We start from the raw sequence: 23,821 nt of genomic DNA on the forward strand, positions 1-23,821 counted from the left end.
CCACACCTTTGCTTTCTTAAGGAAACTCCATGGCTAGACTTATCTTGCTGATGACTTGCCTGCTGGGCGGTCTGGTCAATATGTCTGCCGTGCTCGCACAACCCCAAACACCGCCGCCCAGCGTTATGGTCAGCGAAGTGCATAAACGCGATATTACTCCCACCCTTGAGTTACTAGGTCGGGTTGAGGCACGGGATGAAGTAGCCTTGCGGGCGCGTATCGAGGGTGTACTGGAGCAGCGTAACTTTGAAGAAGGCGGTTTGGTGGAGCAGGATCAGCTGTTGTTTGTCATCGAGAAACGGCCCTTTGAGGTTCAGGTGCAACAGGCAAAGGCCGAACTCGCCTCCGCCCAAGCTAGTTTGAAAAATGCCCAGGCTAACTTGAGGCGATTGCAGGAGTTGCATGACCGCAAACTGGTATCGGCTGCGGATCTGGATACCGCTCAGGCCGAAGCCAGTATCGCTGAAGCCAATGTATTCAAGGCTCAAGCGGCGCTGGAGGGCGCTGAGCTAAGCTTAAGTTATACCGAAATTCGCAGTCCGATTCGTGGGCGCATCAGTGGAGCGACTTACAGCGTGGGTAACCTGGTCGGCCCAGGTAGTGAACCATTGGCGACTGTATTTAGCTTTGATCCTATCCACGTCAGCCTAGCGGTCAGCGATAAAGTGCTGCTCAATGCCCGTCAGCAAGGGATTATTGCCTCCGGCGATCCCCCCGTCGCACCGTCCCTGGTGCTCTCCGACGGCAGTTTGTATCCTAAGCGGGGGCGATTTGACTATCTTGCCCCGGAAGTTGATCGCAGTACCGATACCGTCCAGGTGTGGGCGCTGTTCCCCAATTCCAAAGAAATTTTGCTACCGGGCCAGTTCGTCAACGTGCTGATTCGCCGGAAACAGCCGATCACCGCATTGATAGTGCCCCAGACGGCGGTGCAACAAGATAAGCAGGGATTTTTTGTCCTTGTGGTCAATCGCGCCAATCAGGTCGAGGTGCGCCGTATTGTCACTGACCGCCAGGTGGGCAACGACTGGGTTGTCGAGTCCGGTTTGGCCGCCGGTGACCGGGTCATCGTCCAGGGGGTGCAGAAAGTACGGCCTAATATGTCCGTCAATCCGGTCACTGCAGACGAACCCTGAGCCATGTTTTCAGCGTTTTTTATTGACCGGCCTAAGTTTGCCCTAGTTATATCGCTGGTCATGCTGCTGGTCGGCGGTATTGCCCTCAGCCTGATTCCCGTGGCTGAATTTCCTGAAATTACCCCGCCCCAGGTAACAGTATCGGCCAGCTATCCCGGCGCCAACGCCGAGGGTGTGGAGCAGTCGGTTGCTGTCCCCATCGAGGAGCAAGTCAACGGCGTCGAGGGCATGAGCTATATGTCCTCAACCAGTTCCAGTGATGGCAGCTACCAGTTGAACATCACTTTCGAAGTCGGTACCGATGCAGATATCGCCGCGGTCAATGTGCAAAATCGGGTTGCCGTAGCCAATACCCAGTTGCCCCAGGAGGTCATCCGCCAGGGCCTGACCACCCGCAAGCAGTCCCCTAATATGTTGTTGATCGTCAATCTAATTTCACCCAAGGGTTCACGGGATAGCCTGTTTCTCAGTAACTATGCCTCGATTTATCTACAGAACCCCCTGGCGCGGATTTCTGGCGTGGGCGATGTTTCCCAATTTGGGGTCCAGGATTACGGTATGCGGGTGTGGCTCGACCCTGATCGGCTGACTGCGTTGGGTTTAACCGCAAGCGATGTTGTCAAGGCTATTGAGGAGCAGAATATTCAAGCGTCCGCTGGCAGCCTAGGGGCGCCACCATTCACCAAGGCGCCGCAATTCCAATATACCTTGCAGGCCAAGGGGCGGCTAGCAACGGTCGAGGAATTTGAGGATATTATTGTCCGGGCCAGTGCCGATGGTTCCCTTGTGCAGCTTAAGGATATTGCTCGCCTTGAGTTGGGTTCGCAAAGCTATAACGCTATTTCCAAACTTAATAGCCAACCGGCAGCCTCCATAGTGGTCTATCAATCCCCAGGCGCCAATGCACTACAGGTTGCCAATCAGATCTACGCTGAGTTGGAACGCCTGGCGCAAAGCTTCCCCCCAGATATGGAATATCACATTCTGTACGATACCACTCAGGCGGTGCGGGCATCGGTACAGGAAGTCATCAAGACCTTGTTGATTACTTTTGTTTTGGTTGTGGCGGTAACCTTCCTGTTTCTGGCCGACTGGCGTTCGACCCTGATACCGGTTTGCGCGATTCCGGTTTCCCTGGTGGGCGCTTTCGCTGCCATGTACGTGTTGGGATTTTCTGCCAATATCATTACCTTGTTCGCCATGATTCTGGCTATTGGTATCGTGGTTGATGATTCCATTGTCGTGGTGGAAAATGTCCAGCGTATTATGCGGGAGAATGCCCTAGAGGCGCGTGAGGCCACCCGTCGCGCCATGGCCGAGATCACCGGGCCGGTCATTGCTACCACTCTGGTGCTGCTTGCTGTCTTCGTGCCGGTATCGTTTATGCCTGGTATCACCGGCCAGCTTTACCAGCAGTTCGCGGTAACTATTTCGGTGGCGGTTGCGATCTCCTCCCTCAATGCTTTAACCCTGTCACCCGCCCTGTGCCGGTTATTGCTTAAGCCTGATTCTGGCCAGACGCATGGGCTATTGCGCGCTTTCGCGTGGTTGGTGAACAGATTACGCAACGGTTATGTTCGGGTTTGTTCTCTGATGCTGCGCCATTTACGGATCTCGCTGCTGTTGGTGCTGACCTTCGTGATAGTCACCGTATTTTTGTTTCAGCGTGCGCCTAGCGGTTTTTTGCCGACCGAGGACAAGGGCGTACTAATGGTCAATGTGCAGCTACCAGACGGTGCTTCCCTGGCGCGCACAGAAGCCGTAATAGATGAGATAACCCAGATGACGCGCGATACTGCCGGTATCACTGATGTGATCTCGGTGACTGGTTTCAGTATTCTTGGCGGCGCGGCCTCTAATGCGGGCCTGGTTATTCCGATTCTTGCTCCTTGGGATGAGCGTAGCAGTCCTCAATTGCAATGGGAGCCTATTCTCGGCCATCTTAATGCCTCTTTGGCTAGCATCGCTGCCGCTGAAGCCTTCGCCTTTCCGCCGCCGCCGATCACGGGGCTAGGTACCGGTGGTGGTATCGAGGCGCAGCTGCAGGATCTCGGTGGCGGCAGCCCGCAAGAGTTGGCCGCCGCCATGGGTAGCCTAGTATTCGCGGCTAACCAGCATCCGGCTTTGATGGGGGTGTTTAGCACCTACTCGGCTAGTGCGCCACAGCTCTATTTGGATATCGACCGTGAGCGGGCAAAAGTGCTCGGGGTTTCCATTGCTGATGTATTTACCACCCTGAGTGCTAATTTGAGTTCGCTCTATGTCAATGATTTCAATCTGTTTGGCAAAAGCTACCGGGTTATGGTGCAAGCCGAGGCCGAATACCGCAATGCTATTAAGGACATTGGCAATCTGTATGTGCGCAGTGGCCCTGGTGAAATGGTGCCGCTGCGAGCACTGATCGACGTTGAACCCGTTTTGGGGCCGTTGTCGATTACCCGTTACAATCAATTTAAGTCGGCCGCCATCACTGGTAATCCGGCTCCTGGTTACAGCTCCGGCGAGGCCATCGCCGCGCTGGAGCAGGTCGCCGCCGAGGCTCTGCCCGAAGGTTACCGCATCGAGTGGACCGGTACCTCCAAGGAAGAGCTGGCCGCTGGTGCGCTGGTCATTTACATTTTTGCACTTGCTATCGTTTTCGCTTATTTATTTTTGGTGGCGCAGTATGAATCCTGGACTTTGCCCTTGGGGGTGATAAGTTCGGTGGTTTTCGCTCTGTTCGGTGCTCTCTTGCCGGTGGTAATGTTGCCGTTTCTGGACAATAATCTGTATGCGCAAATCGGTATCGTGATGCTGATCGGCTTGGCTAGCAAGAGTGCGATTCTGATCGTCGAATTTGCCAAGGAGCGGCGCGAGCAGGGGCTGAGTACCCATGAGGCGGCGCTGACGGCGGCACGCCTGCGATTTCGAGCAGTATTAATGACGGCCTTGTCGTTTATTCTCGGTGTCAGTCCGTTGTTGTTCGCTAGTGGCGCTGGTGCCGCCAGTCGAACTTCAGTGGGCTTCGTAGTGTTTGGCGGTATGCTTGCCGCCACGGTGATCGGGATTTTCTTTATCCCGGTGCTCCATGTGTTGTATCAGGACATACGTCTATCCGTCCCCCGTGTCTGGCAGAGGCCTACCCTGAGACCAGCAAAACTAGTGCCAAAAGAGACGGAGCAATCCGATGATGAGCAGGGTTAAAAGGTAGCCCGAAGCTCTACGGTACGGCGTTTAATCGCCCCTGCCGTTTTACAGTAAAGCTATATTCCTCCTCCCCCTAGGAAGTCATTGCACCTCTTTAGATCTCTTCAAAATAAAATTTACGAATTTTAGACTAAACTGGAATTCATAGAGATCGGTTCAGATTAGATCGGTTTGACAAATCACTTTTTTGTTCTGATGGTGAGTAGATGGCTATCGTTGCTTTAAGGCTTTATTGAGGAGAGAAAGTCTACAGGGAAAGGGTAGCAAATTTCTTTTTAGTATTCTTTATCTGCTGTGTTTATCGAGGTGACTATGCTGCATATTATGAGGAGAATCCAAGATCTGAAAAGTTTCACGCTACATGCTAAAGATGGAGAGCTGGGTAGACTCCGAGAAGTTTTTTTCGATGATTCCTCATGGAGAGTGCGCTATTTAGTTGTGGAAACGGGTCACTGGCTCGTAGGACGTCAGGTGCTGATTACTCCCGAGGCGTTAGGCTCTATCCATGAAGAAAAATGGACTCTGCAAATTGAATTAACCCGAGAGCAAATAGAGACTAGCCCGCTCATGGATACGAAACAGCCACTATTATCACGGCAACAGGAAGAGGAATATCACCGGCACTATAATTGGTTGCCTTACTGGAGAAGTGGTTTGTTGGGTTATCTGGGTCGGAGCTATGAAAACAAAGACAAGGGGGAAGAAACCGAAGATCCCCATTTGCGTAGCAGTGACGAAGTCTCAGGGTACCAGGTTGAGGCCCGCGATGGTGAGGTTGGATATGTCGAGGATTTTGTCATCGACGAGAAGGATTGGGTCATTCGGTATTTGGAAATTAGCACCCATCGCGGGTGGTTTGGAAAGAAAATCCTCCTGGCGCCCACCTGGATTGAACAAGTTGATTGGGAGGACCGCAAGGTGCGGGTAGATCTTTTGCGCGAAGTTATTCGCTCAGCGCCAGAATACGAAGAGGGGCAGCTTATTGGCCGCGACTATGAAATTAACCTTTATAGCCACTATGGCCGCAACCAATATTGGGAATGAAAAATAGATTTGAGAAGCGCCTTAATTCAATTAAACCCTCATCCAATCAGGGAATAAGAGAAGAGGTTATTTGATGCACGCTAATTCAAAGAGGGGGATGACAATCCCCCTCTAGCAATGCCATTAACTACGCGGGTAAAAGCTCTTTAATTTTTTTGGCAAGTGCTAAAAATCGCTGTTGTCAACGGTATCAAAGTAAACCTGACGTCCGTTTAATGGCTGGGTAGGGCGGTTGTTATTAGAGCAGCAGACATGCTGCGTGATATTTCTATATTTTTCTATTTGCTCTGCTGACATCTCGATTGGTTCTCTGAGTATTATCCAGCGGACTCCTTCTGTGCAAGGGGGGGTGGTAAATGAACCTCGATAGCGATAGGAGCGCCGATCTGAAGGAAGCGCGTCCATAGCATTGAAAGAACTTTCAGCTGGGAGGAAAACTTCTTGCCCTATATTTTTTGGCATATTATCCCATATTTCTTTTAAGGCTTGATTTTCCTCCCCCTGGCGGATTAACAAGGTAACGACGACGACTTCTCCGTCTATGCTAGTATGCACTAAATGCATTTCTATATTGAAATGAGCGCCGAAAGCTAAGGTATGTTCGCTAACGCTATGAAAATGAAATTGCTGGAGATCATATTCCCTCTCATCACCATCGATTGTGATAAAACTGCCTGAATCGTATGTCCCTTGAAGTGTGTTGTGGCCATTATTAACAATATGAACGGAGGTTGGTTGATAAAAGTATCGGACGTCGGGCAAATCTGCGGGGATAACTTCCATCGGCTTAATATCGATGGGGGACTGCTCCATACCATTGGAACAAAGCTGAAAATCAGGATCTAATTCGCCCCATTTATCCGGCCCATTAATTGGATTTTCGTAACCGAAATCACCTTCAGAACTCTTGTTTTTCTTGTTTTGATGCGTATTCTCGGATTCTTGCACTAATTCAACACTAGCATTGATAAGTAGATTCTGAGAGGTCTGGTTTCGATCTGCGTTAGCGGGACTAATACCTAATGCTAAAAGTATTATTAATGATATTAATTGTGTTTTTTTTTCACAATTATTACCTCCTTCTTTCTTTATCCTGGAATATTTAGTCAGCATAAATTACCTTAAATGCTACCGATCGTTATTTCTATATAGTTAGATATGCTGAATTTTAAAAATAAGCTGCTAGACATAGCGCTGTTATGAGCAGCATTTTCTGGTGGAAGCGAATTTCATGCCATTTTAATTGAGATTATAGATAATCATCTAATTCCAATTAAAAAAAGAGATAAAGGTGATTTTCTGACATGACAGGATGAGGGAAATTAGTGGATTTGCACCACCTATGTGGGGGGATTTCAACTGTATTAGGCTAAATAAATTTTGCCAGGAGATGGCGGCGTCCTTGCCTGCCTACATATAGGGTATGTTTTCCTGTTTTTTACAAAAGTGCTAGCGATAATTATGAATAATTCTTCATCCTGGCACAGGTAATCCCATAATGGATTCAGAGTGCATTTTCTCTTGCTCCAGGATTTGTTCTATCATTTGCTGCATTACATCCATCCTCTGCTCTACGTTTTGCCTCCATTGCTGGGTATCTTGAGGTCTATTTTCGTGACTCAGCATGTGATGCATCTCCTGCATTTGCTCAAGCATCAATTGCATGTGTTCTCTCATGAGTCTATTGCGTTCATTCCCCTTTGCCGCGTGTGCCTGATCCATTACGGCTTCCATCTTTTGAAGACGTTGCTGCATACGTTCCATATTTATCTGTGGTTCGGCGCCATAAGCAGGCCCTATGGCAAGTATGATGACAGGGATTATGTAATAAGCTTTCATACCAGAACTACCTCATTATTAGTATGGGATCAAAGTAAAGCATAGTCATTTTATAGGATTATTGTCTATTTATCACATTGAGTTTAATGTGTAAACGCAACTCTGTGGTGCTGATAAGAGGGTAAGCTGCGGTAGCATGGATGCTTTATCGTATCGACCCAAAGCAAGGAAAAGTATCTTCAAAAAGAACGATACTAAATTTAAGCGTTCAAAAAAGCCGCTCATAATAGAGCTTTTAGGAATAGGGAGTAGTATAAGTATGAAGCCAAGGGGTGGAGAGGGCCTATAAACTTTTCTCTAAGGAGAAAAAACAGATTTGTGAAAAACGCCATCTTGCCTAAATACCTCGAAACTTTCCGAGAAAGTTATAGGCTCAATAGTTATGAGCATGGCAATTCGTGTTGCGCCACCTAAGACACTGGGCATTTACTGCAAAACGGCTTCTATTGTTGGCAGGGGGATCTTTATCGATCATTGGATGGTGGTGTTGCGGTAGGTGCCCTTACCTAATACCAAGGTCCCCTCACCTCAATCGGTTACAAAAACTGTTCAAAACATTGAATAAAGAAGGAGTTCATTATATGAGTGCCCCCAAAAATTTTTCCCGCTGGCGTCCTCATCCTTGGCATGGGTTGGAAACGGGCTTGTATCCACCAGAACGTGTCTATGCTTATATTGAAATCACTCCCTTTGATTTGATGAAATATGAGATCGATAAAAATACGGGCTATCTCCGGGTTGATCGCCCTCAGCGTAGTTCTTCCCTTCCCCCCTCCCTGTATGGTTTTATTCCAAGGACCTATTGCGGAGATCTGGTGGCAAGCCTTTGTGAGGGAGCGGAGGAGGGGGATGAAGATCCCTTGGATATTTGTGTGCTCAGTGAAAGGCCCATTAATCGTTCAGAAGTAATTTTGAGTGCTAGAGTAGTAGGGGGGCTACAAACCATTGATCAAGGACAGATCGATGACAAGATTATCGCCGTACTAGAGAAAGACGATTCTTTGAATACTGCTAAGGATATTTCCGATCTTCCGGTTATCTTAATTGAACGGCTGCGCCACTATTTTTCTACCTATAAGATGATACCAGGCGAGACTTCGCTCGTTTCCCTAGGCGAAATTTATGGCCGCGAACATGCTTTCCAAGTGGTGGCCGCATCCATGGAGGATTATGCTAAAGAATATACCCGTTCATAGCTGGTGCAGACGGCTGGCTTATACAGGGACATCGTAAAAAATGCACCGCAATACCTAATTCGCCATTGCTAAAGGAAATTTTTGAAATAGTCTCTAAGCTCGATTTATACATTTTTTAGCGGATTTTCGGCTCAACAAACTTATCCCCTATAGTAGATCGCCCAATGTTCATCGAGGTGATTTTTAAGGAGTGTTGTGCCTAATAGACATAGAGGTACAGCATCAGTATCTGAATAAGGCTATCGGTTGCTTGTCATCCTAGAGCTATTATTCCTAAGTCATTTAGCGCCTTAATACTAGTGCGTTATGTCCACCGATCTTGCACAAATTCGAACTAATCATATTGAGTGTTAGAGCGGTTCACCAGCTTTATTGGTAAAAAAGCGCAAGAGCAGTGAATAGCATTCCCCATTTTTCCACAAAAAATTCTTTAAATCCTTCACTTACTGAATTAGGTGACGATAACTCGGTAAACCGTGGAGTGGCTACGGCCTTGAGACGGAGGCTAAGATCTTGGTAATTATGAGAAATAGTTATCGGAAAAAGCCAAGCAAGGGTTAAATACTAGGAACAGAATATATAAATATTCCGATCTATACTCATAATATCAAGCTCTGTTGAGGTGAAGCATAATGATTACCGTCAATGAAAGATCTTTTGAATTAGTCCGCGAAGCGCGGGAAGAAGCCTTTAGAATGAATATTCCTGAGCAAACAATGAATATTTTTTTTATATTTTATCTGGCTAATTACGCAGCAAAGTTAGAAAAAACGCTAAGTCACTCTATTGAAGAAAAAACTGGAGAGATGATAGAAAGAAGTAGAGAGATGTCTTTGAGATCTCCGGATTAACGTTTCTTTTGCCACTTCTCGTTCTACTTTCTTAGGGAAAACCTGCTGGGATTCTGCAAAGGGAGTTACGTAACATTTGATTTATTGGCGCCCTATTGTGGAAGTATCCAAAATTATTCGCATTGCGCCACCACCAGGTGAGCGGGCGGTTTTCGAGGCAACCTGAGAGTGCGGCAATACTGTCTGACCTGCAGTCTCCGTCGAGGCGGACAGAGGCAGATATATTGATGAAAGCGAGTTTTCCCAGGATATGCTGCGCCCCATGGCGAGGCGTTCAAGGCTTTAGTGCTAAAAACTGGCAGGCCAAAGGCTTGCATCCATACAATGGCGCATTCATCGGTAAAATGTTGCTCAGCGCTGCTTTAAAGAGAAGTTAGGCCCAGAGTTTGAATATTTCTTACCAATATGAAGCCCAAAAAAGGGGGCGGGCGGGGATTTTACCACTCGGGGCCGGGACGCAGCGCCGCTGAGAGCAAGGATATATTTTCCTGCTTATTGGCTACTGGCAGATCGATTTATTATGTGAGTTGTAAGTTTAGGGTTAATATTATTATTTTTCTCGCAAGCACCACTGATCTATGTTTCCAGTACTGACCATATAAAGACTTTGTGTCCGCCTCCCTAGTTTATGCCGATCCCTTCAACCAAATAATAGCTCCTCAAACCACATTGTCAGATCCTACCACGCTAAAATCCCCATTTTACTCTGCATTTGCTATAAATCCCTCTCAAAAACATCCCCCTATACGAAAGACCTGCACTCTTAAGTTCTCAGTGTTGGTGCCGTTATTTTTGCCGCGCCCTGCACGCAGGGCACATGCGCTTGCATATATAAACGCATAATAATACGGCTATTATCATGAAAAATAAGCTACGAACCCATTACACTAATCTCCAGGTTATTGAAAATGCTAGCGATGCGGTAATCAAGGGTGCGTATAAGTACCTTTCTCAGAAGTGGCATCCTGATAAAAACCCAGGGTGTCGTGAGAAAGCCGAACAAATCTTGCGCATTATAAATGCGGCATACGAGGTCTTATCAGATCCTGAAAAGCGCCGAGTGCATGATGAGTGGATTTACAAGCAACGGAAAAAGCAAGAGGACGCGCAAAGTAAAAAGGAAGGAAATAAAGGGGAAAACCAAGAGCACGAACGAACACAAGAAGAAATAGAAAGGGAAAGAGCACGGCAAGAGTGTGAAAGGCAGCAAGCGGTAGCACGTGGGTACGAGAGAAGGGCAACAGGAAAAAGTTTTAACAATGTGGGAGCGACGCTAATCACCCTTGCTATATACGGTTATCTGATGCTGCAAATCGATCCTCGGCCGGGAGCGTCCTTTGGCTTCCTAGTTGGACAGTTCATCGGTGCAACTACTCCCATACTAGTTTTTGGAATGACACTAGGTCTTTTGCTGTTTGGAATGGGGCGCTTCTTCATTGGTACACGCGGGCCGAGGTATTCAACTGTGGTATTCATTAGCACTGTTCTCGTATGTGCAACCCTAGTTGGAGTACGGTATGTGGTTGGGCCTAGCCAGAAGACGTTCACCTCCACACCGTCTTCCTATGATAAATCGCTTGGAGACTATGAAAAAAGATATCTCAAAGCCAATTCTCTGCACGCAGAGAAAATGCAAGTGCCTTTTTATACTCCGCCCATTACAAGTGCTCCAGGAAGACGCAATTGTGAGTTTAAATCCGTTATGACAGATGAAGATTACCGGGCGTGCGAGATTACACCACCATAAGCCCGTTACTCAATGAATGAAGGAGTTCTAGCTCCCGTAAAAATAACAATAAGTTACTGATAACCAATTTGAGCTCATTTCCGGATTCTTATCAAAGGGCCGCTTTAAAGCCTGCGAGGTATTAAAATGAACAGTGAATTAAAACGCCTGATCAAAATAGCTGGCACTGCTCTCGAAGCTGAAGACAGGTTTCTACGTGAAGCTATTGCGAAAAACCGAACTGCCTACCCCAGCGAAAAATGCGGAATTTTAAGAAACAACAATGAACGCTACTACCAGTTTATTATCTGGCGTGCCCTTGTATCGTCTTTTCCATTTACCGCTAGAATTGAAATTCAATCACACGATCTTGTACTTAACTATCCAGACGATGCATCTAAGTGGTTTGCAGTTATAGAAATGAAGCGGTGGATGAGTTCTACGGGTGAGGTGGAAATTCCAGGAATTATTCGAGACATCAACGATAAACTTCGCCCTTCTCATGCTAAAAACACTCTCATGCTAATTTTCTCAGCAGGACCATCTGGCACAATAAACACTGAATTTGGTTGGCTATCAAAGCGGCTTGGAATTTCTCAGGTAGAGGACTGCTCCGCGTGGGAAAATTATTATTTTCCCACAGTGAATAGGGTGGGGGAAGATGTTGATTTTTGGTTAGCTGGCTACCAGGTTAACCGTGCCAATATGGCGTCGGAGAATTATGAAACTTGAAGAAGCAATAAGCATAATGAAATCAGCTTACTGATGATATAGATCCTAAAGCAGGAGAACCATTTCCGGAAGATAGCCCCTATCATTATCCCGATACTATTCGCGCTCTTTTTTTCTCTTCTTTTCGCAATAAATAACATACATGTTGATAATACTAAAAACCCACTTGCAGGCACTAGCAGATAAAATCGTATTCAGGGCGGGATAGCGAAAGTGCTAGTCCTATAAGCTCAATCAAGTCCTGCTACGCATCAAGGACTTTCTAGGCGCTTAACAGGTTGCAAGGGGTGCAAGACCATGAAAATAGTTCTGAACGGCGTCTGATAAATCAAATACCGAGTCTTATTACTGTATTTTGAACACAGAACGCCGCAAAAAATTTTAGTCCCCCACCACCTTGGGTCCCTCCCCCCAGCCTTTCAGAAAACCACCCCCCCTTCGGATTTTGCTTTTCAGATCTACGCAGGGAAACCCAAGCACCGCAAATTTTTCCAACCCACACTAGTCCCATCCGCTTTAGATGTTCATCCACCCGTGCCGAGAGGGTAGTGGCTTCCTGGGTGAGTTGCGGCAGCGACTCGGCGTAGCGCTTTTCCAGCTCCTTGACCCGACCAGCGAGCGCCTTGGGTGACCCGCTTCATCTCAGCGATGATTTGCGCCCCGATGGCGGTCCGTTCCCGGACAAAGTAGTGGGCGATGATAAGTATTGGGGGGATAAGGTCGGTCTTGTATTTCTTTTTATAGATGACCAGATCCAGAGTCTCCTTGGTTTTCTTGCCCCTTTTCTCCGCCAGGCGGCTGATGGTGGTGTTGATCTGGTCGCTGATTTCCTTATTGCCCCTGAACTTGAGCATGTCGGCAAAGGGGCCGCCCGCGGGCATAATGGTAAGCCTTTGAATTATTGGCTCCCCGGGACGGGCTCGAACCGCCGACCTAGTGATTAACAGTCACCCGCTCTACCAACTGAGCTACCGGGGAAGAATAGCTATATCCTAATAATCCTGGCCGCTTTCGTCAACTTATCAATTTATTCCAATCGCCGCTTATCTCTTAAGAAAAGTGGCAATACGTTCAAGAGCCTGTTCCAGGTTCTCCATACTGGTAGCGAAAGAAAGGCGCAGATGCCCCGGCGCGCCAAAGGCTGATCCCGGTACCACGGCAACACCCGCCGTATTAAGCATACTCTCGGCAAGTTCTACGTCATCTTTAATATCCGCTCGTGAGGCGATAGCTGCTTGGAGGTTGGGGAAGGTATAAAAAGTTCCGCTTCCAGCTAAAGTTTGCACTCCAGGGATGCCGTTAAGTTGTTCGAGCACAAAATCATGGCGGTTTTTAAATTCTTGGCACATGGCCTTAACGCAAGCCTGCTCTCCCGTGATCGCTGCTTGCGCGGCTACTTGAGAAATAGAGGTAGGATTCGAGGTACTCTGGGATTGAATGGCTTTCATTGCTTTGATGAGTGTTGGCGTGCCCGCCACATAACCAATACGCCAGCCCGTCATGGAGTAGGCTTTGGAAACACCATTAAGCACCAGGGTACGCTCATAAAGGTCGGGGCAGGCATTTAAAATGTTGCAAAAAGGCGTTTCGCCCCAATAAATATGCTCGTACATGTCATCGGTGGCGATAAGTATTTGGGGGTGGCGGCGCAGGACTTCCCCTAGCGCGGCGAGTTCATCGCTCCTGTAAGCGGTGCCCGTCGGATTGGAGGGGCTATTGATAACCAGCAGCCGGGTAAGAGGGGTGATGGCGGCTTCTAGCTGCTCTGGGGTAATTTTGAATTCTTGCTCCTGGGGTGCGGCGATGATAACGGGTATGCCTCCTGCCAGGAGGACCATATCGGGATAAGAGACCCAATAGGGCGCTGGAATGATAACTTCATCCCCTGGATTCAGCAGGGCCTGGGCTAAATTATAGAAACTTTGCTTACCGCCCACAGAGACCAGAATCTGATTGAGTTCGTACTGGAAGCCATTTTCCCGGGAAAACTTGGTGATAATGGCCTCTTTCAGGCTGGGGATGCCGTCAACGGCAGTGTATTTGGTAAAGCCGTCTCGAATGGCTTGAATAGCCGCTTCCTTGATGTGCTCTGGTGTATCAAAATCGGGCTCGCCGGCTCCCAGACCGATAATATCTTTTCCTTCAGCCCGAAGGGCTTTGGCGCGGGCGGTGATGGCAAGGGTAGGAGAGGGCTTAATTTTTTGAACGCGGTTAGAGAGGGTGATGTCCAATTGGGGCCGTCCTAATTTTAAGAAAATGTTACGATAACTTTGAAGTCTAATATAGCGAATTTGTGTTTTTTCAGAAAGGCTTTAATTGAGCAGTGAAGGATATATTTCAACTGGTGAGTGATTATCAGCCGGCAGGGGACCAGCCGGAGGCGATAGAACGGTTGACGGAAGGTCTAGCGGCGGGGGAAATGTATCAGACCCTGCTGGGGGTTACCGGCTCGGGCAAAACCTTCACCATAGCCAATATGATCCAGCAGGTTCAGCGGCCGACTATTGTCTTGGCGCCTAATAAGACTCTAGCAGCCCAACTCTATAGCGAGATGCGGGAATTCTTCCCCCGCAATGCAGTGGGTTACTTCGTGTCTTATTACGATTATTATCAGCCAGAGGCCTATGTGCCAGCTTCTGATACTTATATTGGGAAAGACGCTTCGGTTAACGATCATATAGAGCAAATGCGGCTTTCCGCGACTAAGGCATTTCTGGAGCGGCCCGATGCCATTGTGGTGGCAAGTGTCTCCGCTATCTACGGTCTTGGCGATAAGGATAGTTATCTGAATATGGTACTGCACCTTATGGTGGGTGATACGGTAGATCATCGGGGAATATTACGCCGCTTGGCGGAGTTGCAGTATCAGCGTAACGATAGGGAACTGTACCGGGGCACCTACCGGGTGCGGGGAGAGATTATTGATATCTACCCTGCCGAATCGGAGCAAGAGGCTATCCGGGTAGAACTTTTTGACGATGAGATAGAGAGTCTCTCTTATTTTGATCCCTTAACAGGTGAAATACTGCACCGAGTTTCCCGCTTGACTATTTATCCAAAGACCCACTATGTGACGCCCCGAGAGGTTCTGTTGCAAGCAGTCGATGAAATTAAGATTGAGCTTGCTGAACGATTGGAACAGCTTTATGGCGCTAATAAGCTTGTTGAAGCTCAGCGCCTAGAGCAACGGACCCGTTTCGATATCGAGATGATATTAGAGCTAGGTTACTGTACGGGCATTGAAAATTATTCCCGTTTTCTATCCCGAAGGCAGCCTGGGGAGGCGCCGCCAACCCTGTTTGATTATCTCCCCAAGAATGCTTTGCTGGTTATTGATGAAAGCCATGTGACGGTGCCCCAATTGGGCGCTATGTACCGGGGCGATCGGGCCCGTAAAGAGACCTTGGTTGAGTATGGTTTCCGCCTACCTTCGGCCTTGGATAACCGGCCCTTAAAATTTGAGGAATGGGAACAGCTAGCACCCCAGACTATTTTTGTTTCAGCTACGCCTGGACCCTATGAACAGCAGCATTCTGGGGCTGTGATTGAACAGGTAGTACGTCCCACGGGTCTGGTTGATCCGGCGGTGGAGGTGAGGCCCGCCGGTAGTCAGGTAGATGATCTGCTCTCGGAGATCCGTCAGCGGACAGCGGCGGATGAGCGGGTGTTGGTGACGGTCCTTACCAAGCGTATGGCGGAGGATCTGACTCAGTATCTGGAGCAGCATGAGGTTCGTGTGCGCTACCTCCATTCGGACATTGACACGGTAGAGCGGGTAGAAATTATCCGCGATCTGCGGTTAGGTAAGTTTGATGTGTTGGTGGGAATCAACTTGCTACGGGAGGGATTGGATATTCCGGAAGTGTCTTTAGTAGCTATTTTGGATGCGGACAAGGAAGGTTTTCTCCGCTCAGAGCGATCCCTCATTCAAACGATAGGACGGGCCGCACGCAATTTACATGGAAGAGCCATTCTTTATGGGGATAAGGTCACAGGCTCGATGGGCCGGGCCATTGCCGAGACAGAAAGACGGCGGAAAAAACAGCTTGCTTTTAACGAAACCCATCGTATTATCCCTCGTGGTATACAAAAAGCGGTGCGGGAAATCATTGATGGTGTCTATACGCCAGGCTCTGGTAAAGGCCACCGCTCCCCTGACCGGGTGGAGGAGAAAGCCGCCGAGTACACTCGCCTGCCACCTCAACAATTGGCTAAACGCCTACAACAACTAGAGCGGCAGATGCATAAGCATGCCCAGAATTTAGAGTTTGAACAAGCCGCCCGGTTGCGCGATGAAATCAAAAGAATTAAGGGCTGGGTCTTTAACGGAGCCGATTCCGCCTCTGCTCCGAGGCAGGAGAATTCTCAAGCGAGGGCAATTTGCTAGGGGGAAGGTAAACGCCGCCCGTTGCGAAACTGAGTATGCCATGGTAAATTGATCGTCTGTTTTTACAGGCGCGTAGCTCAGCTGGTTAGAGCACCACCTTGACATGGTGGGGGTCGTTGGTTCGAGTCCAATCGCGCCTACCATTACACTTGCAAGGCACTGCGACGGTGGTGCCTTTTGTTCAACCGGCCTCTTGTATGGGCCATGAACAGGATTTTATCACATGCCTGTTATTACCCTTCCAGATGGTAGCCAACGCAGTTTTGACCATCCTGTTACCGTTTATGACGTAGCGGCCGATATCGGCCCGGGTCTAGCGAAGGCAGCCCTTGGGGGCAAGATCGAAGGCCGTTTGGTCGATAGTTCTTATCCCCTTGAGAAGGATACGAAACTTACCATTATTACCGAACGGGACATGGATGGCTTGGAAATTATCCGCCATTCCTGCGCGCATTTGCTGGCCCAAGCGGTCAAGGCGCTTTATCCGGAAGCCCAAGTGACTATCGGACCGGTGATTGAGGATGGCTTCTATTATGATTTTGCCTACCCTAAGGGGTTCACCCCAGAGGATCTTGAAGCCATTGAAGCCAAAATGCGAGAATTGGTGGAGCAAGATCTTTCGGTTCATCGAGAGTTGAAGTCCCGCGAGGAAGCTGTCTCTTTATTCCGCCGGATGGGGGAAGAATATAAGGCTGAGATTATCGCTTCTATCCCCTCGGAGGAGGAAATTTCTCTTTACCGACAAGGGGATTTTGTGGATCTTTGCCGCGGGCCCCATGTGCCTTCGACCGCTAGGCTCAAAGCCTTTAAGCTTACCAAGGTGGCCGGCGCTTATTGGCGGGGTGATGCCAATAACGAGATGCTGCAGCGTATTTATGGCACCGCCTGGCCTGATAAAAAAGCCCTTAAGGCTTATCTCCATCGTCTTGAAGAAGCTGAAAAACGGGATCACCGCCGGATTGGCGCTGATTTGGATCTGTTTTCCATTCAGGAAGAAGCGGGTGGCGGCTTGGTATTCTGGCATCCCATGGGGGCGCGTATCCGGCGGGTGATAGAGGATTTTTGGCAGGAGCGTCATACGGCGGCAGGCTATGAAATGCTCTATACGCCCCATATTGCTCACGAGGAATTATGGCAAACTTCCGGGCATACGGATTTTTACCGAGAGTCCATGTACCAGCCCATGGAGGACGACCACCAACTTTACCAGCTTAAGCCCATGAATTGCCCTTTTCATGTGCTGATATATCAAGGTCGGCTGCGCTCCTATCGGGAATTGCCCATCCGCTGGGCGGAACTGGGTACCGTTTACCGCCATGAAATGTCTGGTGCTCTGCATGGGTTGATGCGGGTGCGGGGGTTTACTCAGGATGACGCGCATATTTTCTGTCGCGAAGAGCAGATTGAGAATGAAATTCTGGGTATCCTTGATCTGACTCTAGAAATGCTAGCGGCGTTTGGTTTTGACCGTTATGAAATTGACCTTTCTACGCGGCCGGAAAAATCGGTGGGGCCGGAAGCAATTTGGGAGCAGGCAACCCAAGCGTTGCGTTCAGCATTGGATAAGAAGGGCTTGGATTACGCTGTGGACGAAGGCGGTGGTGCTTTCTACGGCCCCAAGATCGATATTAAAATCGAGGATGCCATTGGCCGTAAATGGCAGTGCTCTACGGTCCAGCTAGACTTTAATCTGCCGGAGCGTTTTGCGATGGAGTATGTGGCCGAGGATGGCGCTCGCCATCGTCCTATTATGATCCATCGAGCGGTGTTAGGTTCTTTAGAACGTTTTTTTGGTGTACTTATTGAGCACTACGAAGGTAAATTTCCGCCTTGGCTCGCGCCTGTACAGGTTGTCGTGATGAGCATCACTGATCGGCAGGAGGGATATGCCCGCCAAGTGGAAGAAGCGATGAGAAATAAAGGTTTTCGTTCTCTTTTGGACTTGAGAAATGAGAAAATCGGTTTTAAAATCCGTGAGCACATTTTGCGCCGGATTCCTTATTTGTTAGTCATTGGAGATCGGGAGGTGGCAAACCAGACCGTGGCCGTGCGTACCCGATACAGTCAGGATCTGGGGGCGATGAGTCTTGATGCCTTTATGGAGCATCTTAGCGTTGACGTTGCTCGTCTTGGTCATAACATTTCTGAGGAGGATTAGAATATCGCTGTAAAAAAGAGCACGCGCCTGAACGAAGAAATTACTTCTCCAGAAGTTCGCTTGATTGGCGTTGATGGCGAACAAATTGGGGTCGTTTCCATTGAGGAGGCGCTGCATGTAGCGGATGAAGCAGGTGAGGACTTAGTGGAGATTGCTCCGCAGGCCGAGCCCCCCGTGTGCCGAATTATGGATTATGGCAAGTATCTGTTTGAGGAGAATAAAAAACGTCAGGCTGCAAAAAAGAAACAAAAGCAGATACAGATCAAAGAAGTTAAGTTCCGGCCAGGGACTGAAGAAGGGGATTATCAGGTCAAACTGCGCAACCTGGTACGTTTCCTGACAGAAGGGGATAAAACCAAAGTGAGTCTGCGTTTTCGTGGACGGGAATTGGCCCACCAAGAATTGGGGCTTAAATTGCTAGAACGGGTCCGTAACGATTTAGAGGAATATGGAGTCGTTGAGCAACACCCAAAACGGGAGGGCCGGCAAATGGTCATGGTTTTGGCCCCTAAAAAGTAACTAGGGTGTCTGCGCTCAGAGGTTAGACGCCTTTCCTTTAAATTAAATGCGGAGTATTCAAGAATGCCCAAGCTGAAAACCAACCGCGGTGCCGCCAAGCGTTTTAAGCGCACGGCTAGCGGTAAATTCAAACACGCCCAGAGCCACCATAACCACATTCTTACTAAAAAGAGCAGCAAACGTAAGCGTAATTTGCGCCCTTTAGCAGTAGTGAGTGCAGCGGATGGTCCTAGGTTAGATCGTATGTTGCCCTACGCTTAAAGGAGACGGGTTATGCCTAGAGTAAAACGAGGAGTAACGGCCCACGCCCGGCATAAGAAGGTGATTGCTCAGGCCAAGGGCTATCGCGGCCGGCGCAAAAACGTCTACCGTGTTGCGAACCAGGCGATCACTCGTGCCAGCCAGTATGCCTACCGTGACCGGCGCCAACGCAAACGGCAGTTCCGCGCTCTTTGGATCGTGCGTATTAATGCTGCTGCCCGCGAGTGCGGTCTTTCCTATAGCCGCCTTATCAGTGGATTGAAACGGGCTGCAATTGAGATTGATCGTAAGGTGCTTGCCGATCTTGCTGTCAGAGATAAGGCAGCTTTTACCACCATCGCCGAGCAAGCTAAAGTTGCGCTATCGGATTAGCGTCTCTAGTGAGATAGGGAGCTAGTTTATAGGGTTAGATTTGAAAAGGGGGAGGCAAGCTGCCTCCCCCTTTTCAATTTAGGTGATGGAGTTTAGCCCTTGTATTGTGAGAACTAAAGAACCCATGCAAGCATTAGCAGAAATAGTCGCAAAGGCTCGCCAGGCGGTGTCAGCCGCCCCTGATTTGCCAACCTTAGATGAATTGCGGGTTCGTTATTTAGGTAAGAAGGGGGAGCTTACAGGCCATTTTAAAGCGTTAGACCAGGTTAGCGCCGAGGAACGCCCCATTTTTGGCAAAGCGGTCAATGAGGCTAAACAAGCGCTGCAGAGCGAAATCGAGGCCCGGCGCAAGGACTTGGAACAAGCGGCACTAGAGGCGCGTCTTGCTTCAGAGGCGATTGATGTGACTTTGCCAGGTCGGGGTCTGGATGTGGGTGGGTTACATCCGGTGACGCGTACCTTGGCGCGTATTGAGGCATTTTTCCGTTACGCGGGGTTCGAGATCCATGAAGGACCGGAAGTAGAAGATGATTATCATAACTTTGAAGCGCTTAATATCCCGCCTTCCCATCCTGCTAGAGCAATGCACGACACTTTTTATTTTGATGCTCATACCCTTTTGCGAACCCACACCTCGCCGGTACAAATCCGGGTGATGGAGCACCAGGGGCCGCCACTGCGGATTATTGCTCCTGGGCGAGTTTATCGTTGTGATTCCGATTTGACTCATACTCCCATGTTCCACCAGGTGGAAGGATTGCTGGTGGATGAGCAGGTGAGTTTTACCGATCTCAAGGGTATTCTTTCGGATTTCCTGCGGGCCTATTTTGAGCGAGAAGATCTAGAAGTTCGTTTTCGTCCCTCCTATTTCCCTTTTACGGAGCCATCGGCGGAGACCGATATTCAATGTGTTAACTGCAGTGGCGAGGGTTGCCGGGTGTGCGGCCATACAGGCTGGCTAGAGGTGTTGGGTTGCGGTATGGTGCATCCTAAAGTTTTTGAGCATGTGGGTATTGATAGCGAGCGGTATCTGGGGTTTGCATTTGGCCTGGGCGTTGAGCGACTGGCAATGCTTCGTTATGGAGTGAATGATTTACGTTTGTTTTTTGAAAATGATTTACGTTTCTTACGTCAGTTTAATTGAAATTTAAATGATTGCCAGTAAACCATGAAATTCAGTGAAGCCTGGTTACGAACATGGGTTGATCCAGATATCAGTAGAGAAACCCTGGTTGAACGGCTCACGTTGGCCGGGTTAGAAGTAGAAAGTACCGAACCAGTAGCAGCCCCTTTTAAGGGCGTTAAGGCTGCTAGGATAGTGGCTGTGGAGCCTCATCCCAGCGCCCCTCGTCTACAGGTTTGCCAAGTAGATATCGGGAGTGGTTCCCTCTTGACGGTGGTATGCGGCGCGCCTAATGCTCGGGCTGGGCTATGGGCGCCGCTTGCCATCATTGGCGCCCAATTACCGGCTGGTATAAGGATTGAGCTGGCGAAATTGCAAGGGGTAGAATCCTTTGGAATGCTTTGTTCTGCGGCGGAACTGGGTCTTGCTGAGCAATCAGCAGGATTATTGGAGTTACCTGAAGGAGATTTTCCTGGCGTCGATCTCCATGAATTTTTGCAATTCGATGATATCAGTATTGAGGTTGATTTGACCCCCAACCGCAGCGATTGCCTAAGCGTTGCCGGGATTGCCCGGGAAGTGGGCGTGCTCACCCAGTCTCCCGTAACGGAACCTGCCATCGAGCCTGTGACGGCCCAAATTGGAGATATCTTCCCGGTCACTGTAACGGCGCCAGCGGCTTGTCCCCGCTATTTAGGGCGGGTTTTAAGGGGCGTCAACCCCCAAACGCAGACGCCTTGGTGGCTCCGGGAGCGGCTTCGGCGCAGCGGTATTCGGAGTTTAGGACTGGTAGTCGATGTGACTAATTATGTCATGCTGGAGTTGGGACAGCCAATGCATGCCTTTGACCTGGAACGGCTGAAAGGTGGCATTCAAGTGCGTTATGGGCAAGCCGACGAGGCGCTTACTCTGTTGGATGGCACCCATTTACGGTTGGATGAAGAAACTTTGATCATTGCGGATCAGCAGCGAGCGCTTGCCTTGGCAGGGATTATGGGAGGCGAAGAATCAGGCATTAATAACCAGACTCGGCATCTATTTTTGGAGAGCGCTTTTTTCAACCCGAGCGTTATTGCAGGTCGCGCCCGCTTTTATGGTTTGCATACGGATTCTTCCCACCGCTTCGAGCGTGGAGTTGATCCCGAATTACCGCGGCGGGCCATGGAACGGGCTACAGCTTTGCTGCTAGAGATTGCAGGGGGGCAGGCGGGACCGGTGATCGAGGTGGCAGACTCATCCCAGCTTCCTCCTCAGGCAACGATAATTTTGCGGAAGGCCCGCATTCACCGGGTTCTTGGAGTTGAGATTGCTGAGAGCCGTATTACTGAACAATTGACTCGGCTTGGTCTGAAAGTGGAAAGAATTGAAGAGGGCTGGGAAGTGAAGGTGCCGAGTTTTCGCTTTGATCTTGCCTTAGAGGTGGACCTTATTGAGGAATTAGGACGCTTATATGGTTATGATCGCCTTCCTAGCACCCGGCCCGTGGGGCAAATCCAGCCTGTGCTGAAAACAGAAGCGGGAGCTTTTATTGATCGTATTCGCCAGGTGCTGGTAGATCGGGACTATCAGGAGGCGATTACCTATAGTTTTGTGGACCAAGAGCTACAGCAATTATTGGACCCTGAGGGGAGCCCGCTGGTTTTGAATAATCCGATTTCCACAGACATGGCAGTTATGCGTACTACTCTGTGGACGGGGTTAGTTCAGGCGCTGCAGTATAATTCATATCGCCAGCAAGAGCGGATTCGTTTTTTTGAATATGGTCTTACATTTAATGGCCAGTTGGCTGATCTTAAACAGGAAAGAACGATCGCTGGTCTTATTTCAGGGGCTAGCTATCCGGAACAATGGGGATTAGTGGGCCGACCGGCCGATTTCTTTGATCTCAAGGGAGATGTGGAGGCGATATTATCATTGGTGGGGGAGCAACGAAATTGCTTTGAGTTCATGGCGGCCTCTCACCCTGCTCTGCATCCAGGGCAGAGTGCTCAAATTCTTCGGGAAGGCCAAGCGGTGGGGTGGCTAGGCGCTTTGCATCCGTGGTTGGAGAGTAAATTGGACTTGAGCAGCCGTGCCTACTTGTTTTCCCTTCAGCTTGAGGCAGTCGAGCGGGGTAGCTTACCTGTTTTTCAGTCTTTATCTAAGTTTCCAGCGATTCGCCGGGATATTGCCTTTTTAGTGAATGCTAATATTCCCGTGCAGGTAGTTTTTGATTGCCTTAAGGGGTGCGAATCGGATATTCTTAAAGAATTCCAACTATTTGACGTTTATACGGGGAAGGGTATTGATCCTGATAAAAAAAGCCTTGCTTTAAAATTGATTCTGCAGCACCCTTCCTACACGCTGACAGACGATAGGGTTAATATCTTTATAGAACGAGTGATGGCGCTGCTAGTAACCGAACTTGGCGCCATTATTAGGGAGTGACTTATGGCTCTAACCAAGGCCGATATGACTGAAACCCTTTACCAGGAGCTTGGTCTTAACAAGCGGGAGGCCAAGGAGATTGTAGAAATGTTTTTTGAAGATATTCGTTGCGCTCTAGAACAAGGAGAAGCGGTTAAGCTTTCCGGCTTTGGTAATTTTGAGCTTCGTGATAAAGGAGAACGGCCAGGGCGCAACCCTAAGACGGGTGAAGAAATTCCTATCACTGCACGACGTGTGGTAACTTTTCGGCCTGGACAAAAACTTAAGGCGCGGGTAGAAGCCTATGCTGGAGGCAAGCAATAATAACGAATTACCGCCGATACCTGGAAAGCGTTATTTTACTATCGGCGAGGTCAGTGAGCTGTGTCATGTAAAGCAACATGTTTTGCGTTATTGGGAACAAGAGTTTCCACAGCTTAAACCAGTGAAACGACGCGGCAACCGACGCTACTATCAGCGTCAGGATGTCATTATGATTCGTCAGATTCGCAATCTTCTTTACGAGCAAGGATTTACTATAGGGGGGGCCCGGCAAAAACTCTCCAGTGCCGAAGCCAGGGAGGATAGCACCCAAAGCAAACAAATTATACGCCAGCTCCGCTTAGAGCTTGAAGAGATTATGAGTTTGCTTAAAACTTAAGACTTCTTCAGTTATGGAGGGTTTTAAGTTATCATACATACATAACGGGGCGTAGCGCAGCCTGGTAGCGCACTTGAATGGGGTTCAAGTGGTCGGAGGTTCAAATCCTCTCGCCCCGACCAATAGTGTACCGATATAATTAGAACATTCACCTTGCGCCTTTCTAAGAATTGGGGCTACTTGCCTAATTTAATTGGTACCAAAGCCCTTTGCCGGTTAGTTAA

20 protein-coding genes and 3 tRNA genes are annotated in these 23,821 nt (G+C 48.9%); 18 read left to right on the forward strand and 5 right to left on the reverse strand.

Annotation, left to right across the window (positions count from 1 at the left end):
- The first annotated feature begins 29 nt into the window (after nt 1–29).
- From NOC_RS06145 to NOC_RS06155, 3 genes are all read left to right on the forward strand, one after another.
- A complete protein-coding gene (locus NOC_RS06145) occupies nt 30–1,136 on the forward strand; it encodes an efflux RND transporter periplasmic adaptor subunit (protein ID WP_011330567.1) in 1,107 nt (368 codons plus the stop codon).
- 3 nt (nt 1,137–1,139) lie between these two features.
- Nucleotides 1,140–4,319 (forward strand): efflux RND transporter permease subunit, encoded by a 3,180-nt coding sequence (locus tag NOC_RS06150; RefSeq protein ID WP_002809209.1) that lies wholly within the window; start codon nt 1,140–1,142, stop codon nt 4,317–4,319.
- Nucleotides 4,320–4,646: 327 nt separating this feature from the next.
- On the forward strand, nt 4,647–5,366 hold the full coding sequence (locus NOC_RS06155; RefSeq protein WP_244860077.1) for a PRC-barrel domain-containing protein: 720 nt from the start codon (nt 4,647–4,649) through the stop codon (nt 5,364–5,366).
- 165 nt (nt 5,367–5,531) lie between these two features.
- Here the strand turns inward: NOC_RS06155 and NOC_RS06160 are convergent, their stop codons facing one another.
- Nucleotides 5,532–6,479 (reverse strand): carbonic anhydrase, encoded by a 948-nt coding sequence (locus NOC_RS06160; protein WP_002809005.1) that lies wholly within the window; start codon nt 6,477–6,479, stop codon nt 5,532–5,534.
- A gap of 360 nt (nt 6,480–6,839) precedes the next feature.
- Nucleotides 6,840–7,205 carry a hypothetical protein gene (locus NOC_RS06165; RefSeq protein ID WP_011330569.1) on the reverse strand — a complete coding sequence of 122 codons (366 nt, stop codon included), beginning with the start codon at nt 7,203–7,205 and terminating at the stop codon, nt 6,840–6,842.
- A gap of 581 nt (nt 7,206–7,786) precedes the next feature.
- Here NOC_RS06165 and NOC_RS06170 point away from each other — a divergent pair.
- The 4 genes from NOC_RS06170 (at nt 7,787) to NOC_RS06190 (ending at nt 11,710) form a co-directional block, all read left to right on the forward strand.
- Nucleotides 7,787–8,401, forward strand: coding sequence for an inorganic pyrophosphatase (locus NOC_RS06170; RefSeq protein ID WP_011330570.1), 615 nt, complete (start codon nt 7,787–7,789; stop codon nt 8,399–8,401).
- Nucleotides 8,402–9,033: 632 nt separating this feature from the next.
- Nucleotides 9,034–9,252, forward strand: a complete 219-nt coding sequence (locus tag NOC_RS06175; protein WP_002811717.1) for a hypothetical protein — start codon at nt 9,034–9,036, stop codon at nt 9,250–9,252.
- A gap of 859 nt (nt 9,253–10,111) precedes the next feature.
- Entirely contained in the window at nt 10,112–10,999 is an 888-nt protein-coding gene (locus NOC_RS06185) for a J domain-containing protein (RefSeq protein ID WP_002810851.1), read from the forward strand.
- Between the two features lie 126 nt (nt 11,000–11,125).
- The gene (locus NOC_RS06190) at nt 11,126–11,710 is read left to right on the forward strand and encodes a hypothetical protein (RefSeq protein WP_002810751.1); all 585 of its coding nucleotides are present in this window, start codon (nt 11,126–11,128) and stop codon (nt 11,708–11,710) included.
- A 524-nt stretch (nt 11,711–12,234) separates the two neighbouring features.
- Here NOC_RS06190 and NOC_RS06195 read toward each other — a convergent pair.
- The 3 genes from NOC_RS06195 to NOC_RS06205 all read right to left on the reverse strand — a co-directional run bounded on the left by NOC_RS06195 (nt 12,235) and on the right by NOC_RS06205 (nt 13,941).
- Nucleotides 12,235–12,591 carry a hypothetical protein gene (locus tag NOC_RS06195; protein ID WP_002811196.1) on the reverse strand — a complete coding sequence of 119 codons (357 nt, stop codon included), beginning with the start codon at nt 12,589–12,591 and terminating at the stop codon, nt 12,235–12,237.
- A 21-nt stretch (nt 12,592–12,612) separates the two neighbouring features.
- A tRNA-Asn gene (locus NOC_RS06200) sits at nt 12,613–12,688 on the reverse strand.
- A gap of 65 nt (nt 12,689–12,753) precedes the next feature.
- Nucleotides 12,754–13,941 (reverse strand): pyridoxal phosphate-dependent aminotransferase, encoded by a 1,188-nt coding sequence (locus tag NOC_RS06205; protein WP_002810330.1) that lies wholly within the window; start codon nt 13,939–13,941, stop codon nt 12,754–12,756.
- A gap of 92 nt (nt 13,942–14,033) precedes the next feature.
- On the opposite strand from NOC_RS06205, the gene uvrB reads away from it, so the two are divergent.
- From uvrB to NOC_RS06260, 11 genes are all read left to right on the forward strand, one after another.
- Nucleotides 14,034–16,097 carry an excinuclease ABC subunit UvrB gene (gene uvrB, locus NOC_RS06210; protein WP_002811091.1) on the forward strand — a complete coding sequence of 688 codons (2,064 nt, stop codon included), beginning with the start codon at nt 14,034–14,036 and terminating at the stop codon, nt 16,095–16,097.
- Nucleotides 16,098–16,163: 66 nt separating this feature from the next.
- Nucleotides 16,164–16,240: transfer RNA gene (locus tag NOC_RS06215), tRNA-Val, on the forward strand.
- Nucleotides 16,241–16,320: 80 nt separating this feature from the next.
- On the forward strand, nt 16,321–18,255 hold the full coding sequence (gene thrS, locus NOC_RS06220) for a threonine--tRNA ligase (protein WP_011330571.1): 1,935 nt from the start codon (nt 16,321–16,323) through the stop codon (nt 18,253–18,255).
- Nucleotides 18,256–18,282: 27 nt separating this feature from the next.
- Complete coding sequence (infC, locus tag NOC_RS06225) at nt 18,283–18,774, forward strand: translation initiation factor IF-3 (protein ID WP_425311386.1); 492 nt, start codon at nt 18,283–18,285, stop codon at nt 18,772–18,774.
- Nucleotides 18,775–18,837: 63 nt separating this feature from the next.
- Nucleotides 18,838–19,035 (forward strand): 50S ribosomal protein L35, encoded by a 198-nt coding sequence (gene rpmI, locus NOC_RS06230; protein ID WP_002808743.1) that lies wholly within the window; start codon nt 18,838–18,840, stop codon nt 19,033–19,035.
- Between the two features lie 12 nt (nt 19,036–19,047).
- On the forward strand, nt 19,048–19,407 hold the full coding sequence (rplT, locus tag NOC_RS06235) for a 50S ribosomal protein L20 (protein WP_002811571.1): 360 nt from the start codon (nt 19,048–19,050) through the stop codon (nt 19,405–19,407).
- A gap of 124 nt (nt 19,408–19,531) precedes the next feature.
- Nucleotides 19,532–20,551 (forward strand): phenylalanine--tRNA ligase subunit alpha, encoded by a 1,020-nt coding sequence (gene pheS, locus NOC_RS06240; protein WP_002810664.1) that lies wholly within the window; start codon nt 19,532–19,534, stop codon nt 20,549–20,551.
- 24 nt (nt 20,552–20,575) lie between these two features.
- A complete protein-coding gene (pheT, locus tag NOC_RS06245; protein ID WP_002811524.1) occupies nt 20,576–22,957 on the forward strand; it encodes a phenylalanine--tRNA ligase subunit beta in 2,382 nt (793 codons plus the stop codon).
- A gap of 3 nt (nt 22,958–22,960) precedes the next feature.
- Nucleotides 22,961–23,260 carry an integration host factor subunit alpha gene (gene ihfA, locus NOC_RS06250; protein ID WP_002811111.1) on the forward strand — a complete coding sequence of 100 codons (300 nt, stop codon included), beginning with the start codon at nt 22,961–22,963 and terminating at the stop codon, nt 23,258–23,260.
- A complete protein-coding gene (locus NOC_RS06255) occupies nt 23,241–23,597 on the forward strand; it encodes a MerR family transcriptional regulator (protein ID WP_002808756.1) in 357 nt (118 codons plus the stop codon). Before ihfA ends, NOC_RS06255 begins: the two co-directional genes overlap by 20 nt.
- A 45-nt stretch (nt 23,598–23,642) precedes the next feature.
- Nucleotides 23,643–23,719: transfer RNA gene (locus tag NOC_RS06260), tRNA-Pro, on the forward strand.
- Nucleotides 23,720–23,821 lie beyond the last annotated feature (102 nt).

Origin of the sequence: Nitrosococcus oceani ATCC 19707 (assembly GCF_000012805.1) — a bacterium.
Classification (GTDB): domain Bacteria; phylum Pseudomonadota; class Gammaproteobacteria; order Nitrosococcales; family Nitrosococcaceae; genus Nitrosococcus; species Nitrosococcus oceani.

Excerpts from the sequence above, each read along its gene's own strand:
- NOC_RS06145 (WP_011330567.1), top strand. The coding sequence starts at position 30 with ATGGCTAGACTTATCTTGCTGATGACTTGCCTGCTGGGCGGTCTGGTC.
- NOC_RS06150 (WP_002809209.1), top strand. The coding sequence starts at position 1,140 with ATGTTTTCAGCGTTTTTTATTGACCGGCCTAAGTTTGCCCTAGTTATA.
- NOC_RS06155 (WP_244860077.1), top strand. The coding sequence starts at position 4,647 with ATGAGGAGAATCCAAGATCTGAAAAGTTTCACGCTACATGCTAAAGAT.
- NOC_RS06160 (WP_002809005.1), bottom strand. The coding sequence starts at position 6,479 with ATGCTGACTAAATATTCCAGGATAAAGAAAGAAGGAGGTAATAATTGT.
- NOC_RS06165 (WP_011330569.1), bottom strand. The coding sequence starts at position 7,205 with ATGAAAGCTTATTACATAATCCCTGTCATCATACTTGCCATAGGGCCT.
- NOC_RS06170 (WP_011330570.1), top strand. The coding sequence starts at position 7,787 with ATGAGTGCCCCCAAAAATTTTTCCCGCTGGCGTCCTCATCCTTGGCAT.
- NOC_RS06175 (WP_002811717.1), top strand. The coding sequence starts at position 9,034 with ATGATTACCGTCAATGAAAGATCTTTTGAATTAGTCCGCGAAGCGCGG.
- NOC_RS06185 (WP_002810851.1), top strand. The coding sequence starts at position 10,112 with ATGAAAAATAAGCTACGAACCCATTACACTAATCTCCAGGTTATTGAA.
- NOC_RS06190 (WP_002810751.1), top strand. The coding sequence starts at position 11,126 with ATGAACAGTGAATTAAAACGCCTGATCAAAATAGCTGGCACTGCTCTC.
- NOC_RS06195 (WP_002811196.1), bottom strand. The coding sequence starts at position 12,591 with ATGCCCGCGGGCGGCCCCTTTGCCGACATGCTCAAGTTCAGGGGCAAT.
- thrS (WP_011330571.1), top strand. The coding sequence starts at position 16,321 with ATGCCTGTTATTACCCTTCCAGATGGTAGCCAACGCAGTTTTGACCAT.
- rpmI (WP_002808743.1), top strand. The coding sequence starts at position 18,838 with ATGCCCAAGCTGAAAACCAACCGCGGTGCCGCCAAGCGTTTTAAGCGC.
- rplT (WP_002811571.1), top strand. The coding sequence starts at position 19,048 with ATGCCTAGAGTAAAACGAGGAGTAACGGCCCACGCCCGGCATAAGAAG.
- pheS (WP_002810664.1), top strand. The coding sequence starts at position 19,532 with ATGCAAGCATTAGCAGAAATAGTCGCAAAGGCTCGCCAGGCGGTGTCA.
- pheT (WP_002811524.1), top strand. The coding sequence starts at position 20,576 with ATGAAATTCAGTGAAGCCTGGTTACGAACATGGGTTGATCCAGATATC.
- ihfA (WP_002811111.1), top strand. The coding sequence starts at position 22,961 with ATGGCTCTAACCAAGGCCGATATGACTGAAACCCTTTACCAGGAGCTT.
- NOC_RS06255 (WP_002808756.1), top strand. The coding sequence starts at position 23,241 with ATGCTGGAGGCAAGCAATAATAACGAATTACCGCCGATACCTGGAAAG.